The sequence below is a fragment of the Lederbergia citri genome, from assembly GCF_018343625.1.
Lineage (GTDB): Bacteria > Bacillota > Bacilli > Bacillales > Bacillaceae_C > Lederbergia > Lederbergia citri.
Map to the genome: position 1 here is coordinate 65,342 of NZ_JAGYPG010000003.1, position 15,199 is coordinate 80,540.

The 15,199-nt window shown below is 35.1% G+C and carries 16 protein-coding genes, 2 pseudogenes and 1 riboswitch; of the genes and pseudogenes, 11 read left to right on the top strand and 7 right to left on the bottom strand.

Features of this window, described 5'->3' with window-relative positions; translation table 11 throughout:
• The first annotated feature begins 510 nt into the window (after positions 1-510).
• The 4 genes from KHA97_RS16425 to KHA97_RS16440 all read left to right on the top strand — a co-directional run bounded on the left by KHA97_RS16425 (position 511) and on the right by KHA97_RS16440 (position 3,813).
• Positions 511-1,170: a VOC family protein gene (locus KHA97_RS16425; RefSeq protein ID WP_213125870.1), complete on the top strand. Its 660-nt coding sequence runs from the start codon at positions 511-513 to the stop codon at positions 1,168-1,170.
• 86 nt (positions 1,171-1,256) lie between these two features.
• On the top strand, positions 1,257-2,387 hold the full coding sequence (locus KHA97_RS16430) for an aminoglycoside phosphotransferase family protein (protein WP_213125871.1): 1,131 nt from the start codon (positions 1,257-1,259) through the stop codon (positions 2,385-2,387).
• 249 nt (positions 2,388-2,636) lie between these two features.
• Complete coding sequence (locus tag KHA97_RS16435) at positions 2,637-3,137, top strand: DinB family protein (protein ID WP_213125872.1); 501 nt, start codon at positions 2,637-2,639, stop codon at positions 3,135-3,137.
• 181 nt (positions 3,138-3,318) lie between these two features.
• Positions 3,319-3,813, top strand: a complete 495-nt coding sequence (locus tag KHA97_RS16440) for a DinB family protein (protein WP_213125873.1) — start codon at positions 3,319-3,321, stop codon at positions 3,811-3,813.
• 526 nt (positions 3,814-4,339) lie between these two features.
• Here the strand turns inward: KHA97_RS16440 and KHA97_RS16445 are convergent.
• Complete coding sequence (locus KHA97_RS16445) at positions 4,340-5,290, bottom strand: FAD-dependent oxidoreductase (protein WP_325167482.1); 951 nt, start codon at positions 5,288-5,290, stop codon at positions 4,340-4,342.
• A 225-nt stretch (positions 5,291-5,515) separates the two neighbouring features.
• Positions 5,516-5,605, bottom strand: a pseudogene (locus tag KHA97_RS24665) (hypothetical protein); the annotation flags it as partial.
• A 116-nt stretch (positions 5,606-5,721) separates the two neighbouring features.
• Here KHA97_RS24665 and KHA97_RS16450 point away from each other — a divergent pair.
• Positions 5,722-6,177, top strand: a complete 456-nt coding sequence (locus KHA97_RS16450) for a MarR family winged helix-turn-helix transcriptional regulator (RefSeq protein WP_213125875.1) — start codon at positions 5,722-5,724, stop codon at positions 6,175-6,177.
• A gap of 476 nt (positions 6,178-6,653) precedes the next feature.
• Here KHA97_RS16450 and KHA97_RS16455 read toward each other — a convergent pair whose 3' ends face one another.
• Positions 6,654-7,271, bottom strand: a complete 618-nt coding sequence (locus KHA97_RS16455) for a helix-turn-helix domain-containing protein (protein WP_213125876.1) — start codon at positions 7,269-7,271, stop codon at positions 6,654-6,656.
• Between the two features lie 293 nt (positions 7,272-7,564).
• Between KHA97_RS16455 and KHA97_RS16460 the strand changes: the two genes are divergently transcribed.
• The 3 genes from KHA97_RS16460 to KHA97_RS16470 are packed head-to-tail and all read left to right on the top strand — an operon-like array spanning position 7,565 to position 9,208.
• Positions 7,565-8,017 (top strand): MarR family winged helix-turn-helix transcriptional regulator, encoded by a 453-nt coding sequence (locus KHA97_RS16460; protein WP_213125877.1) that lies wholly within the window; start codon positions 7,565-7,567, stop codon positions 8,015-8,017.
• 20 nt (positions 8,018-8,037) lie between these two features.
• On the top strand, positions 8,038-8,556 hold the full coding sequence (locus KHA97_RS16465; RefSeq protein WP_213125878.1) for a GNAT family N-acetyltransferase: 519 nt from the start codon (positions 8,038-8,040) through the stop codon (positions 8,554-8,556).
• Between the two features lie 22 nt (positions 8,557-8,578).
• Complete coding sequence (locus KHA97_RS16470; protein WP_213125879.1) at positions 8,579-9,208, top strand: FMN-binding negative transcriptional regulator; 630 nt, start codon at positions 8,579-8,581, stop codon at positions 9,206-9,208.
• A 192-nt stretch (positions 9,209-9,400) separates the two neighbouring features.
• Here the strand turns inward: KHA97_RS16470 and KHA97_RS16475 are convergent, their stop codons facing one another.
• The 4 genes and pseudogenes from KHA97_RS16475 to KHA97_RS16490 all read right to left on the bottom strand — a co-directional run bounded on the left by KHA97_RS16475 (position 9,401) and on the right by KHA97_RS16490 (position 12,250).
• A complete protein-coding gene (locus tag KHA97_RS16475; protein WP_213125880.1) occupies positions 9,401-9,715 on the bottom strand; it encodes a DMT family transporter in 315 nt (104 codons plus the stop codon).
• Positions 9,715-10,056 carry a DMT family transporter gene (locus KHA97_RS16480; RefSeq protein WP_213125881.1) on the bottom strand — a complete coding sequence of 114 codons (342 nt, stop codon included), beginning with the start codon at positions 10,054-10,056 and terminating at the stop codon, positions 9,715-9,717. Before KHA97_RS16480 ends, KHA97_RS16475 begins: the two co-directional genes overlap by 1 nt.
• 68 nt (positions 10,057-10,124) lie before the next feature.
• Positions 10,125-10,221, bottom strand: a riboswitch (guanidine-I (ykkC/yxkD leader).
• Positions 10,222-10,348: 127 nt separating this feature from the next.
• A pseudogene (locus KHA97_RS16485) lies at positions 10,349-10,769 on the bottom strand (universal stress protein).
• A 17-nt stretch (positions 10,770-10,786) separates the two neighbouring features.
• Positions 10,787-12,250, bottom strand: a complete 1,464-nt coding sequence (locus KHA97_RS16490; protein ID WP_213125882.1) for a SulP family inorganic anion transporter — start codon at positions 12,248-12,250, stop codon at positions 10,787-10,789.
• Positions 12,251-12,431: 181 nt separating this feature from the next.
• Here KHA97_RS16490 and KHA97_RS16495 point away from each other — a divergent pair, with 181 nt between their 5' ends.
• From KHA97_RS16495 to KHA97_RS24120, 3 genes are all read left to right on the top strand, one after another.
• Positions 12,432-12,974 (top strand): recombinase family protein, encoded by a 543-nt coding sequence (locus tag KHA97_RS16495; protein WP_213125883.1) that lies wholly within the window; start codon positions 12,432-12,434, stop codon positions 12,972-12,974.
• Positions 12,975-13,479: 505 nt separating this feature from the next.
• Positions 13,480-14,037: a sigma-70 family RNA polymerase sigma factor gene (locus KHA97_RS16500; protein ID WP_213125884.1), complete on the top strand. Its 558-nt coding sequence runs from the start codon at positions 13,480-13,482 to the stop codon at positions 14,035-14,037.
• A complete protein-coding gene (locus KHA97_RS24120) occupies positions 14,030-14,761 on the top strand; it encodes a hypothetical protein (RefSeq protein WP_233713601.1) in 732 nt (243 codons plus the stop codon). Before KHA97_RS16500 ends, KHA97_RS24120 begins: the two co-directional genes overlap by 8 nt.
• Positions 14,762-15,199 lie beyond the last annotated feature (438 nt).

Genomic DNA, 15,199 nt, shown 5'->3' on the forward strand with positions numbered 1-15,199 from the left:
TTGTTTTCTATAAGATAAGGTTATTATTCCGGGGATGGCACCAACCATCGCTTAGCTGGGTAGCCGTTGGAAAATGGGTATATCCCAAGCTTGGCATTAGGTATTGTTGCACAGAACTGGGATTGTAGTCGTGATGGCAGCTTTCATCAAATTCGGATATTTATTAGTAGTAGGTATTCTAATTCGTGTCCTAGGATTTATCGTTCCAATTCATATGCTAAGTGTCCATAGACCTGCGCTCAACTACTAGCAGGATTGTAGAATTTTTTAACGAATAAATACATTCAAAGAAAGCTGCAGCCTCAAATACTCGGAATTGATTTGAAAACCGGCAATGGCGATCATCGACAAAGACTCTGAAGTAAATCTCGTTCTAGGGGGAGGAAGGCGCAGGCAAGGAATGTCGTGTATGCAGAATGGTACGGAGCGAGACGGGGTGAACTGAAAACGCAAGCGATAATTTAGTAATTCACAACGAAAATAGCTAATTAAAAAAGGAGAATGTAGAATATGCTGAGCAAAAAAACGAATAATGCTGATGTTATCGGTTACTGTTGCATGAGATTTCCAGTCTCGGATTTGAAAAAGTCAGTAGATTTTTATTGCAATGTTTTGGGCTATGAATTGAATTCTGCAGATTTTCAGTTTGGAGAGGCACATGTTGCATTGAAAAATGGAAATGGTCCGGGTATTTTTTTGATGGAAACCAAAAAGGAAGATATCACACAATTGAAGTTTGTATTTCCTCGTTCATTCTTTATCACAAACAGCACGGGACACGTGACGATGGTTGAGATATTAACGAATGATTTGCTTGCTTTGCATGAACGGATAAAACAAGCTGGAGCCGATATTGATAAAGAACCTGTATTTACTGACGATTTCGGTTATTTCACCTTTTATGATCCGGACGGGCACTATATTCGGGCGGTCGAAGAAAGAGGCGTGTATTTCGACTTGAAACAAAGAATGAGTTCAACCCTCAAACGGGATCTGACTGAGCATGAGAATCAATTGCTACGGGGGTTATGTGAAAAGCTAGTGTTGAACAGCAAAAGTTTCTTAGCTCCATCATCTCGGAAATTCGAGGTTATTGAGCGGGTGTCGCAAAATAATGAGGCATACAATAGGAACGGGGCGGAAGGCAGAGGAAGGAACTTAATTTACTAGCTTCGGCTCAGCAGAAGGATTGATTATTTAAAGGATGTGAGAACGTTTGGGGATATCGTTATGGAAGCTTTAAAAGAGGGTATGTGATGAGAGATATGATAGCCAAAGAAATCAAACAAAATATTGTAGAAGAATGCGTTTCAAAAATTTTAAAAAATCGCATTGGATCGCTACAAGAGTTTCATATTGAGCCAATAGAAACGATTTCAAAGAACTTCATTACAAAAGGGTTATATAGAATTTCTGGTAAAGCAGTAGTCGACAACCATCAGCAAACTTGGTCACTGATTTTAAAAATCATTCATCCAGAAAGTGATGAAAAGGATGTTCCTCAGCATCATAATTATTGGAAACGAGAAGCACTTGTATTTCAAGCCAATTTCTTAGTCGAGTGCCCTCAAAATATCCGTACACCACGATGCTACGCAGTAGAAGAAAAAGAAGACAAATCTATTTGGCTTTATTTAGAAGATATACCTGGCAACCATGAACCTTACTGGACAGAAGAAAATCTCTGTTTTATCGCCAAGGAATTAGGGGAATTTCAAGGAGTCTACGCGGTAGGAAATAAAAAATTGCCTGATGCATCATGGATATGCAAGGCTTGGCTATTATCATGGGTTAAGGGGTGTAAGCAATACATAGAACATCCTGCTGTATATTACGAGCAAATTAAAGATAAACCACATATTGATAAAATTTTTGCAGCATATGAAGCATTAAATGATGAACTAGAAGATCATTTAGCGATTCTGAAAAAATGTCCTCAAACAGTGTCCCATCAAGATTTAAGTAAGCAAAACATATTCATAACAAAAAATAATGATGATGAAAATCAAGTGGCATTTATCGATTGGCAGTTTTTAAGTATTTCTGCTTTAGGTGAGGATTTAGCGAAAATGTTTGGTGTTGCGTTAAGTCAAGGTGATATCCCATTGGATAAAGCAAAGCATTACGAGGAAGCTTTATTTCATGCATACATAAAAGGCTTAGCGCTAGCAGGTTGGAAGGGCGATATTCAATTGGTACGCTACGCTTTTTGTATTAGTGTAGCAGCGAGAAGCTTTTGGGAAACTCCAAAGCTATTTAAACTGCTTGCACATAAAACAAATGATACGGAACATTCTAGAAATATCAAACAACTCAACCGAATTGTTAATCTGCAAGTTTCTTATGCAAAAGAAGCAGAAGAATTAATTCATCAACTTAGATTTTAAAAATTGATTAATGTTATAAAGAGGACTTGTGAAAAAATGTACTTAAACAATTAGGGAGGATTAGTTTGAAGAACGAATAAGGTGACACGGAACGAATAACAAAAGTAGAGGGTCTATCTAAATCAATCAACCTCATAATATAAACTTGTAGAATAGCGATCCTTTATTCGATCCTAGGTATAAGAGAAGATTGTCGCAATTCAGAAACGAACACAGTTCATTAAGAAAAATATAGGAGCGTGAGGGATTTTGGACAGTCGAACTATAGTAATTGACCTTCTCTTAAGGAAATACAAAGCAGACCAGAAATGGACGCGCATGGTAATTGAACAATTGTCTGAAGAGGATATCGTATGGTCACCTACACCCGAGAGTAACAGCATCGCTAATTTGGTAGCACACATTTCAGGGGCTGTACACCAATGGTTTGAAACCGCATACTTTGGTGCTCCTTATATCGACGACAGGAGTAAAGAATTCGAACGAGGTCTGCAAATGTCAAAAGAGCAAGCATTGGAGCTTTTTAAGAAATCATACGACTGCATCATACAAGTTCTTGAAATCATGAAAGCAAACCCTGAAAAGTTATTGGAGCAACCTTATTTAAATTTTCCCACGTTCAACGGTGCCTTAGATAATCAAGCCACTATTTTAGAAATGCTTCTTCATCAATTCAGACATTTGCCTAGTCACACGGGACAAATCATTTACATTGCAAAAATGAGGAAGGGGCATCTAGTGTGGGAATAGCACTTAGATCGATATGGACGATTGCACATTAAAAGCAGCTCCAGTCTAGTTCTTTCGAAATCTAAGTCCGTCACTGCTTTTTTTTAAACGAGTCAACAAGAGGTATCACTATTTCACTATTAATCTTCTGACTTTTAAATAAGTAATCATAAGTAAAACAGATCATGCAAGGAGGGTTTTAATGGATGACTTTGTAGGTAAGGCAGAGCTTTTACGGCGTCTTCACTATGGATACAAGCATTTTAACACCAGTATCGGGAGACTTTCACCTGAGCAGATGGAAATACCGGGAGTGAACGGTAAATGGAGTATAAAAGAGGTTATATCGCATTTTATAGCCCATGAACAGTTTGCGCTGTCTGAATTGCGCTTTGCATTAGCGGGAAAACAATATAAAGCTGAAGAAACTAACATCGATCGTTTCAATGAGGCGGCGGTCGCTGAGCGGCGTGATTGGACTGTAGAACAAGTTCAACAGTCTTGGGACGACTCCTTTAGAGAAGTTATTGCGGTCGTTAAAGAACTACCCGATACCGCATTTGACCCATGGGGAGGTTTTACACGAATATTGGGAGATACAGTTGATGGTGCACTTGGAAATAATACTTACAGCCATTATGAGGAGCATCTTCTAACAATAATGCCTTGGATTGAACATCAGTCAAAAGATAATTAATATAAAAATAATAATAAGTAGTCCTCCATAAGGAGATTAGTGTTATAATGTGCCCTGATGAATGTGGGTTTGATACCTTTTCCTACGAACGGTGTGTTAATAGGGCATAGTCCTGAATCGGGTGCAGGAATTGACGCGAGCCGTTGGGTATAGTGTTGTAAAAGATTTAACAATCGAAGGCTGGGTTGACACGATATGGAAATCAGTCGTTTCTTACCGGAGATATTGGTTTTCAGGCAAGCGGTTCAACTGTACAATTTGATAATGTTAAGGTGACCACTTTTAAAGGAGGCTCAAGTGTTTGTTAAGCATACGTTTACAATGCTTGGTCAGGAATGGAATATAGTAGCTGAACCTATTGAGGTAAACGTATCAGAATAATGAATTGTTTATTTTCTAACGCACACATTGTAGAAGCAGCGATTAAGTTCCGCTGCTTTTTATTTTAATATTAGACTATCTTTAAATTATATTTAAGAACTTACAAGCATTTATTTTAATAATTTAACTAACTCGTTGTTTTATATCATTCAGTCGTTATTGGTTTGTTTGTAATTGAACGAATTCGTGGTATAGCACGCAACATTGCCCAACGCATTAGGGGATTCTTAATGGTGAATCGCTTCATCATCGCCTTTGATGTTTCAACTTCACGAAACGCATACTTGCTCATCTCCTCTTGATAGGAGCCAATCGCCTTCTCAAGTGATTCGCTTTGAATCACAGCTGCTTCAAGTTTTTCAGCGAGAAGAGCTGCATCACGTAAAGCTGTATTACCTCCATGTGATCCAGTAGGGGGCATGACGTGTAATGCATCTCCCATAAAGGTTGTTCGGGGGACTGACCATGCAGTTGGCTTTTTTCCTGCTCTAAATTTTACTGCCATAGTGTAATCAACATCAGCTTGCTTCACAAGACGTTGCAGCACCGGATGAAAGTCTTGGGTAATCTCCTGCGCAAAACGTTGCAACATCTCGGAACTAAGTTTTCCTTGAGGCTCGGGAAATTGCTCCTTCGGCAAGACAAGCCCCCACATCACATAATCATCAGTGATTGGAGGTATTTGATTTACTCCGAAACGGGCAAAAGCTGTTTGCGGTGCCTCACCGAAGCGCATTGTAGTAAAAAAGAATCCAAGATTCGATGGTCCCATTGCAAATACTCCACTAGTCTTCAGTGAGCTAGGAACTACCGAGCCTTCGTTTTGATCAAGTAGCGTGCGACCATAAATTCCCCAACTGTTGATATCTTCTGGTTCATAATCCGGCAAAAACTGCTTACGAAGGACTGAGTTTACACCATCAGCACCGACCACGAGCGAAGCATGTATATAATCTCCATCCGAAAAATAAAGCGTTGCTCCTTCAGAGGTTGTCTCAGCACGTATCGCTTCTTTACCAAAATGGACCCTATCTTGAAGCCCTTCCAGCATAATAGTTCGTAGTGTTTGGCGATCTATTTGCCGTGGCGTACGCAAGTCAGTGCCGCTCGGATCGCCTTTAAAAGTAAGTCTGAATATCTCTCCAAGCTCCTGATTAGTTACCCGAAAATAACTAGTCTCATCAATAGGTGAAGTAGTGGCAAGAAACAGCTTAAATAATTGTGGCGGCAGACATCGCTGAAGTGCTGCGATGCCGTGTTCATCAATAGTGATCCGATATCCCTGGCGACGAGCATGTGGCGCCAAATCACGTTCATAAACTTGCACATCGAATCCAGCACGAAGCAATGAATGAGCCAAGCACAATCCACTTAAACCAGCACCGCAGATTGCTACTGAAATCGTAGACAATTTTAATACATCTCCTTTTTTAGTTCTTTAATTGACAACTAATTATTGATAAAATGGAAGTGACTTAAATTATTTTATCTCACGAGATAAGATAATAATAAATGGAGGCTATATAAATGTCAATGAATAAAATCATAAACAATCTTACGGAAGAATTACGAAATAACAGTACAGCAACGATTATGTTTCACCAAGCGATTGGTATGAAGTTAGGATTAAATCCTACCGATCACAAATGTTTAGATGTCATATTGAAGAACCAACCTATTACTGCTGGTCGTCTTTCCGATTTAACAGGATTAACAACGGGTGCTATCACTGGAGTTTTAGATAGGTTAGAGAAAGTGGGGTATATCATTCGAGTAAAAGATCCGCAAGACAAAAGACGTGTTTTCATTCACTTAGATCAAAAAAAGGCGGAAAAAGATATTTTACCTCTCTTCCATACATTTGGTACAGAATTGAATCAAATGTTATCGAGTTATGAGGAAAAGGAGCTTCAAACCATTCTTGATTTTATTAGACAAAGCAATTGCTTGTTAAAAGATTTTACGGAAAAAATGATTAAATGACACAGTGATTATCCCTATAGCTATTAATAAGTTCCGTTTTTTAAAATATAATTGGAACTTAGATATAATACATCTGTTTATTACCCGAAAAATCATTAAAGACTTAAAAGAGGGCTTAGAGCCGAGAGGGGAAGGGATTGGGGAGATTTAAAGGGAAATAGATTCACTGTTACACTACCCCTTTAAATTAAAGGGGTTTTTATGTCCAAAAGAAGAACATCTGAGTCGAGAAGTGAAAAAAGTAGAAAGTTCTAGTATTGGTGCGGATTATAAACAGTATTTGAAGATTCAAGATGTATTTCCTTTAGGCAACTCTACTCACTTAAGGGGAACTCAAGGTATAGAAGGATACAATTGCAAAAAGGGAATAAATACTATACAACGAACCGCGTTAAAGACTATTAAAGTCCAAAAGGAGGTTCGAGCAAGGCCAAAACCTCGTAAAATTAACTGGTATAGAGCAAACGGCAAATTGCTCATTTTGTAGAGTTTGATTTAATATAAAAAAACATAAACGATAAACATACCACAATATACACAATCCAAAATGGCATGTCGAAAATATATGACTTAGGTGACATCTTATATGGAGCTAGTGTGTGTTTAAATAAGATTTTGTAGATGAGAGAAAACGGAATATAACTAATGAGCCATATATTAATTAACCAAAAGTTTCTCTTGGCTTTTATCTTAGATTCTTTTGAGGAAACATACATCCCTACTACAAAAATCATAAGACCAAGTGCTACAACTATAACCCCTATTACGATTGCTCCCATTGGTTGCTGTTTTTCAGACCAAATAAACCAAGCTAAGATTAAACCAATAAAATTAAGCCCTGTAGCTATCACTGTAAAAATATGAGCATTTATATTTTTCTTTTGTTTTTTTTCATCTTCGATACCTTTAATAAGATAATCCGTAGTTACTTCAAAGAACTCGCTTAACAGAACTATTTTATCCAGATCGGGAGTAGATTGTTTACTTTCCCATTTCGAAACTGCTTGTCGTGATACGCCAATTTTATCTGCGAGTCCTTCTTGAGATATCCCTCTTGCCATTCTCAAATTATGTATTCTTTCTGATATATTCATAGTAATCACTCCTTTTATCAGTATTACCATAGCAAATCCTCCGGTTGCATTTCTAGCAATTTTACATTACTGTTTGTCAACCGTCAGTTGCATATATGCAAGGTTCAATCATTTCATAAAAATAGTGCAAAAATCTATTTGAAAAATTTTTCAAAATGGATTTTTTTTATTGATGTAAAATATGGAAGAATAAAAGGATTAATTTTTTGTTGTAAGTGCAATAAAAATAGAATAAATTAAACATATAGCATCTTTGTTGCAACTGCAACAAAATATGTAAAAAGGAGATCATTATGGAGGAAATTCTTCGTGAAATTGGAATGATAGCAAGGGCATTAGATTCTATTAGTAATATAGAATTTAAAGAATATGACCTTACAAAAGGGCAGTATTTGTACATTGTGCGAATATGTGAAAACCCAGGAATCATTCAAGAAAAGTTAGCTGAAATGATAAAAGTAGATCGAACAACAGCAGCTCGTGCTATAAAAAAACTTGAAATAAATGGCTTTATTGAAAAGAAAGAAGATAAATATAACAAAAAAATAAAAAAACTCTATCCCACAGAGAAAGGGAGAAATGTTTATCCTTTTATAAAAAGAGAAAATGATCATTCCAATACTGTTGCATTAGCTGGATTTTCCGAAAGAGAAGCGGAAACCATTTTCAATCTTCTTCAAAGAGTAAGAAAGAATGTTGAAAAAGACTGGGAATTTGTAAAAAAGGGAAACAAGAGAATTTATTGATTAAGGAGCTACATATCCAAATGACTATAAGTATAAAAAAGTGCATGTTTGAAGATTTACACACACTTCAAGAAATTAGTTATGAAACATTTAATGAGACTTTTAAGGATCAGAATTCACCTGAAAATATGAAAGCCTATTTGGAAAGGGCATTTAACTTAAAACAATTAGAAAAGGAATTATCTAATAGTTCTTCGCAATTCTTTTTTGTTTATTTTAATAATGAAGTCGCTGGATATTTAAAGGTCAATACCGATGATACTCAGTCTGAAATAATGGGTGATGAATCACTTGAAATCGAACGTATATATATAAGAAATACATTTAAAAAACAGGGGATTGGTAAATATCTGTTAAATAATGCTGTGGAAATAGCGATGAAACAGAATAAAAAGAAAGTATGGCTAGGCGTATGGGAAAAAAATGAAAATGCGATTGCTTTTTATAAGAAAATGGGGTTTGTTCAAACTGGAGCCCACTCTTTCTATATGGGTGATGAAGAACAAGTGGACTTTATAATGATCAAATCTCTCATATAACTTTTTTGAAAGGAGGCTTATTATGTTTATTCCAAAACATTTTAAGGTCACAAATGTTGAAGAAATTTGGGATTTTGTTCAAGAAAACTCTTTTGGCACGGTTGTCACAACTGAACAAGGAAAACCAATTGCCACTCATTTGCCCTTAGGCTTAAATAAAATAGGTGATGATTACTATATTACTGGGCATATAGCTTATGCAAACCCTCAATGGAAAACGTTCGAGGTTGCGAATGAAAATGTTCTTGTTATGTTTCAAGGTCCACATGCTTATATTTCATCATCTTGGTATAAACATGAAAATGTACCAACATGGAATTACCAAGCTGTCCATGTATATGGAACAGCTAGTATTATGAGTGAACAAGAGTTGGAAGAAGACCTTATGCTGTTATTACAAAAATACGAACGCCATCGTAATAATGCTGCTTTTTGGGAAAATCTATCTCCAAAAGCTAAAAAGCAAATAAAAGGGATAGTTGGATTTAAGATAAAAGTAGGAGAAATTCAGGCTGCATATAAATTAAGTCAAAACCGAAATGAAACGGATTATATTAACATCATTGATAACTTACAAAATGAAGGAAATCCAAATTCGAAACAAATGGCAGAACTGATGGAAAAGAGATTAAAAAATCACATAAACCCATAAATACATTAAATTCTAATATGTACTATGACTTGAAGAAAAAAAAATCGGAAGAACCACTAACGAATTGTTAAATAATATAGAGTACTGAATATAAATCGTAGAAGTCAATAAGTCCAATTCTTAAAAAACAAAGAAGATAATCACTTAATTAATGTAGATTATCTTCTTCTTCATTCTAAAAGGATAAATCTTTTATGAGACGAGTTTCAGACCAACTGCGGCACCTAAAACCATACCTATAAAAACAAGTCTTCTCCAGTCTTTTGATTCATTATATAAAACCATTCCTAAAATTGCACCACCAGATGCACCAATTCCAGTCCAGATTGCATAAGCTGTCCCCATAGGTAGTGTTTTCATTGCGTAAGCAAGAAATATAAAACTTGCTCCAAATCCAAGAATCAAAAGAACTAATGATTGCCAATTCCGATCTTTGTGCAATTTATTGATCATAGCAACACCAAACATTTCACAAAGACCTGCCAAGATTAAAGAAATCCATGCCATTAGGATTCATCTCCTTCCTGAACCTTATCTTTCGTAACTAATTTCAAGCCAATAACTCCTGCTAATAAAACTAAAATTAAGAGCATTTTATCCACTTTAAAAGGTTCATCAAAGAATAGAATCTCAGAAAAGACAGTTCCAGCTGTACCTAACCCAACAAAAACTGCATATACAGTGCCCACAGGAAGTTTTCTTCCGGCCATTATCATTACATAAAAGCTGATGATGATAGCAATAATAGTTCCAGCCCAAGCCCAAAAATTATCAGCGTGTTTTAAGCCAATAACCCACAAAACTTCAAAGAAAGCAGCAACAAATACTTTAATCCAATCTGTATTCATCTAAAAAGCACCTCCAATTTTATTCTTTCCAAATAGCAAAAAAGCCCAAGAGATAACTGTAAAACAGTATCTCCCAGGCTTTTATCCTTCCGTGGCACGTCTAGCGTGAGTTTTCTCTCGGACCAGACCAACATTGAATATTGCGGAACCCTAGAAAACATTTAATATATACAATTAACTAAATTATAAACACTTTATAAATAATCTTCCAGTCCAAAAAATTTCAGCAGAAATTTTGATATTTGTAGAAACTTCCAATTGCCTTTTAAGTTGTTTTCCTCACTGATAATTCTTATTTCACAACAAGCACTGGACAATTCACTCTTTTAACAACTTTATGGCTTACACTACCTAATACCATTTCTTGAAGTTTGTTAAGACCACGGCTTCCTATTACTATTAAATCGAAATTGCTTTTATTAGCATAATCAACAATCGTAGGGCCTGGATCCCCGTGTGAAATTTGGATTTCATATGACAAATTTCCGGATTTAATAAGTTCTTCAATAGGTGCAAGTTTCTTTCTTCTTGAAAGCTCTAAATTCTCTTTTCCATGTGAATGAAGAACCTCATTTTTTGCTTTAGAAAAATCAGCGACTAAAATAACATGAATCAGGCTATCATTAATAGAGTGATGCTATATTTATAGCCTGTTGTGTCGCCCGTAAAGAGTGTTCTGAGCCGTCTACAGCAAGTAGGATATTTTTAAACATTTTTATCCTCCAAATTATTAATGTGCTGTTACGTTTGCATTCGTATTTTGATATATTGCTATGCGATCAACAATTCTTTTACTTGAGGAATTCAATCCAGTGATCATAACATTATTCTTATTCTCACGAAGTTTAATGACTACCTTATCAATTGCACCTACACCTGAATCATCCCAGATATGGGCATCTGAAAAATCAATCGTAATATTTTCTCCTTCACTACTTAAATCTATTAATTCTATAAAATTGTCAACCGATGCAAAAAATAATTGGCCTTTTACATAATAAATGGTGAGTGCTTTATCCTTTTTTACAGACACTTGAATCTTCGAGATTTTAGCTACAAAGAATATGGCACTTAAAATGACACCTGCAATAACACCTTTAGATAAATCATGGGTAGCTATTACAATTGCCATCGTGACTAGCATGACAGTTGCGTCGGCTTTAGGAGCTTTTTTAATATAGGAGAACGTGGACCAATCAAATGTACCGATTGAAACCATGATCATAATTCCTGCGAGTACAGGCATGGGAATTTGAACGACTAAATCCCCTAAAACGATAATTAAAAATATAAGGAAAATACCAGCGACAAAGGTAGACAATCTCCCACGCCCACCTGACTTCACGTTGATGACTGACTGACCAATCATCGCACAGCCTGCCATACCACCAAAAAATCCAGTAACGATATTTGCAATCCCTTGCCCTCTTGCTTCTTTATTCTTATTACTCTCTGTATCGGTCATATCATCAACAATGGTCGCAGTTAATAAAGATTCCAACAGTCCAACAATCGCTAAAGCTATTGAATAGGGAAATATAATTTTCAATGTTTCAAGCGAAAATGGGACATTGGGGATAAAGAACTCTGGCAATGATCTTGAAATATTCCCTAAATCTCCAACTGTACGCAATTCGAAGTTGGTAAAAAGGGCAACAGCTGTTAATGAAATGATGGCTATTAACGGTGCAGGAATAACTTTTATGAAGCGTGGCAACACATACACAATTAATAGAGTAACAGCCACAAATATATATGTTGTATTGGAAATCCCTAAAAAGTGAGGCACTTGAGCCATGAATATTAAAATGGCTAATGAATTTACAAATCCAATCATGACCGCCCTGGGAATAAATTTCATTACTTTAGCCACTTTTAAAATGCTAAACAATATTTGGATGACTCCAGTTAAAATTGTTGCAGCAAATAAATAATTTAAACCGTGTTCTTTTACCAAAGGAAGCATGAGCAATGCCATTGCACCTGTGGCCGCGGAAATCATCCCTGGCCGTCCGCCTACAAAAGCAATAATGACAGCAATACAGAAAGAGGCATAAAGTCCAACCATTGGATCAACACCTGCTATGATTGAAAAAGCAATTGCTTCTGGAATTAAAGCCAAAGCTACGACAATTCCGGAAAGAATATCTCCTCTGATGTTTGAAAACCATTCTGTTTTTATATTTTCTAACACAAAATCTACTCCTCTTTGTTTATATTGATGACTTTTAACTCTCATAAAAGTCAGGATCGATCCGAAAATGCAATAAAAATAGTTTAACACCGCACGGACCAAAAAGGAACACTTTTGGGAATTATTTATCATGAGAAGATATGCTATGATATAAGAAATAGTTTTAGGTAGGTTGATAAAAGTGTTAATTGGTTATATGAGACCTGTTCAAGAAGATTCCAATTGTCAATTTCAAAAAGAGAAGTTGCAACAACAAAATTGTGAGAAATTATTCATTGAAGAACATTCATCAGCTAAAAAAAGAGTGCGATTAAAAAGTATGATAAAAGATTTAAATAAAGATGACAAAATTATAGTGGCAAGGCTGTATATATTGGCAGACTCAACTCGTCACCTTGTTGAAATTTTAGATTTAGTTCAAGAAAAAGGGGCTTATCTTCAATCTTTATATGAAAATATCGATACAAGTAACCATGAAGGATATCAGTTTATTGATATTGTTAAATGCCTTCTCGAATTTCAGAGTGATGTTATAAGCGAAAGAACGAAGAAGGGCTTGGATGATGCTAGAAAAAGAGGGGTAAATACTGGAAGACCTAGAAAGCCAGATGAGAATGTTCAACGTGCAATTGAAATGTATCAAAGTAAAAAATATAGCCTTAGTGAAATTAGAGAAACGACAGGAATTAGTAAATCTACTTTATATCGATATTTAGAAAGCTGAAAAGGTACAAAAAATACCCAAGTAGAATAAAACCCAATCATAAAAACCTGTAATGGTGCTTCAAAGTCAGTATCAAACTAATAATAAACCTTATTGTTAACATTATCATTAGTTGGAAAAATACTTTTTAGGGAGACCGCACATTGATGCCTTTTCCTCGATTATAAATCCCAGCATGGATTAACTTAAAAGTTATTCAGTGCTGGTATTTTTTATTATAGTTTTTCTATATTCATTAATTAAAAGAAACAACTGGACAGCCTTCGTAATTACGAGCTTATTTAGTGGTTATTTGTTTCGATCTCAATAAGGTTTTTACTAATAATCAGAGATTAATCGCAAACTATTCAAAATCCTACTGAATTTTAAAATGGGGAAACATCCTTGTATAAGATTTTACTTTTTTCTGAGGAAAAACATCCTATAATCAATTTTTTTTCATCAAAAAGAACCTAATGGGATTACGAATCGTCAATATACTATAAGCCAATAATGGAGGAGAAAAATGATTGAAGAGATAAATAGTTCCGAAATAGAACCTCCTTATTATTTAAATCGAGAGGACAAATTAAAGTGGCTGATGAGGACATATGGTAATGATGTAATCAGGGTAGCTTATACGTATCTAAAGCAAAAGCAGTTAGCAGAGGATGTGGCACAAGATGTTTTTATTGAATGCTATGAAAAAATGGATACGTTTCGAAACGATTCCTCTTATAAAACCTGGATTATAAAAATTACTGTTAACAGATGTAAAGATGTTTTAAAAAGTTGGTCTTTAAAAAATTTATTGTTTACTAACTACTTTGAAAATAAAAATGCTGATTCATCACTTGAACGTAATATGTGCAGAGAGGAAGCAAATCAGATTTTATCTCAGCAAATAATGGAACTGCCAGTTAAATTAAGAGAGGTCATTATTTTATTTTATTATCAAGAGTTTACGATTGCAGAAATTTCTGTTCTATTAAAGGTCAAACCGAACACGATTAAAACTAGATTACACAGGGCTCGTCTCAATTTAAAAAAATTACTAGAGGGAGTGTCGTCAATTAATGGATAATAAATTCATAAATATAAAAGATGAAATAAATGAAACCGTATTAAAGGATATTTATTTTAGTGACAAGTTGGAACAAAGGGTTCTATTTTCTATTAAAAACCAAAAGTTTCAAAAAGATCTTTCACCATTTAAAAATAGATTTATTTCTCTTTTAAGTTTAACCGTAACGGTTATTTTCTTGTTAGGAATTTATTTCGTGGGTACCCAACTAAATTTGTTTAAAGGGGACCAACAAAGTAATGCAATAATAGAAATGGGGAAAAATGGAACCATTAATAATCCAACAGATGCAAATTCAAATGAAATAATTTCGCTTCCACCGTTTGAATTAACACCCGATGAAGAGAAGGCTTATAATCATTTTCAAAGTAATTTGGACTTAACATATTTAGAGGGTCTGGAACCTATTAGTATTGCGAAATTATATATTAAAGCAGGTTTTGATAAAAAAAATGATGTGCAATACGCCTTGTATACTGATAGACCAGGTTACGTTCAGTGGTCAAAAGAAGAGGATGAAAAAATTCCTGAATCTGATAGAGGTACCAATGAACAGAACTTCGAACGTTACAAGAACATTGATAAGGGGAAATTCGTGCAAACGAGCAATTATGAGGGCTATATCGAATATGATTCAAGCGACAATCCAGAAATCAAATCCGGATTCAAAATGATAAAAAACGAAAATGGAGTTTGGAAAGTAGCTTTTATGCCAACTCAATGATTAAAAAATATAACGTCAACGTCAGAGTCGATCTGACGTTTTTTCTTTTCTCTTTTGAAAATTACGTCGAGGTGAAATTCTGTTTGAATCCATATTGTGAAAATAGATTCAACCATCAAAATTATATTTCCCCTTTCTCTTTGAAGGAATTTATTGGAATTACATAGAAATTATATTATGGATCGCCAGCAAATAACCGTCCTCTCATTCATTAATCAAACGTTTGATTAGCGTAGTGTAGTCTTAAATTATGAAGCAAGAACATAATTTTTTAATAATGGGAATTCGTACACGGTACAATTGGTTTGTGTGAAACAGCTTACAGCTATGGAACGCCACAGTAAGGGTTCAAGCTAAAGTTCAATAAATACTTGTTAGCGAACGTTTGTTCGATTATAATTTGAATATAGAATATTGTTGGAAAATTCCCCGACTACC

Coding starts and splice junctions, on each gene's coding strand:
- KHA97_RS16465 (WP_213125878.1), top strand. CDS start 8,038: ATGACTATAAGTATAAAAAAGTGCATGTTTGAAGATTTACACACACTT.
- KHA97_RS16470 (WP_213125879.1), top strand. CDS start 8,579: ATGTTTATTCCAAAACATTTTAAGGTCACAAATGTTGAAGAAATTTGG.
- KHA97_RS16480 (WP_213125881.1), bottom strand. CDS start 10,056: ATGAATACAGATTGGATTAAAGTATTTGTTGCTGCTTTCTTTGAAGTT.
- KHA97_RS16455 (WP_213125876.1), bottom strand. CDS start 7,271: ATGAATATATCAGAAAGAATACATAATTTGAGAATGGCAAGAGGGATA.
- KHA97_RS16460 (WP_213125877.1), top strand. CDS start 7,565: ATGGAGGAAATTCTTCGTGAAATTGGAATGATAGCAAGGGCATTAGAT.
- KHA97_RS16440 (WP_213125873.1), top strand. CDS start 3,319: ATGGATGACTTTGTAGGTAAGGCAGAGCTTTTACGGCGTCTTCACTAT.
- KHA97_RS24120 (WP_233713601.1), top strand. CDS start 14,030: ATGGATAATAAATTCATAAATATAAAAGATGAAATAAATGAAACCGTA.
- KHA97_RS16475 (WP_213125880.1), bottom strand. CDS start 9,715: ATGGCATGGATTTCTTTAATCTTGGCAGGTCTTTGTGAAATGTTTGGT.
- KHA97_RS16450 (WP_213125875.1), top strand. CDS start 5,722: ATGTCAATGAATAAAATCATAAACAATCTTACGGAAGAATTACGAAAT.
- KHA97_RS16425 (WP_213125870.1), top strand. CDS start 511: ATGCTGAGCAAAAAAACGAATAATGCTGATGTTATCGGTTACTGTTGC.
- KHA97_RS16500 (WP_213125884.1), top strand. CDS start 13,480: ATGATTGAAGAGATAAATAGTTCCGAAATAGAACCTCCTTATTATTTA.
- KHA97_RS16430 (WP_213125871.1), top strand. CDS start 1,257: ATGAGAGATATGATAGCCAAAGAAATCAAACAAAATATTGTAGAAGAA.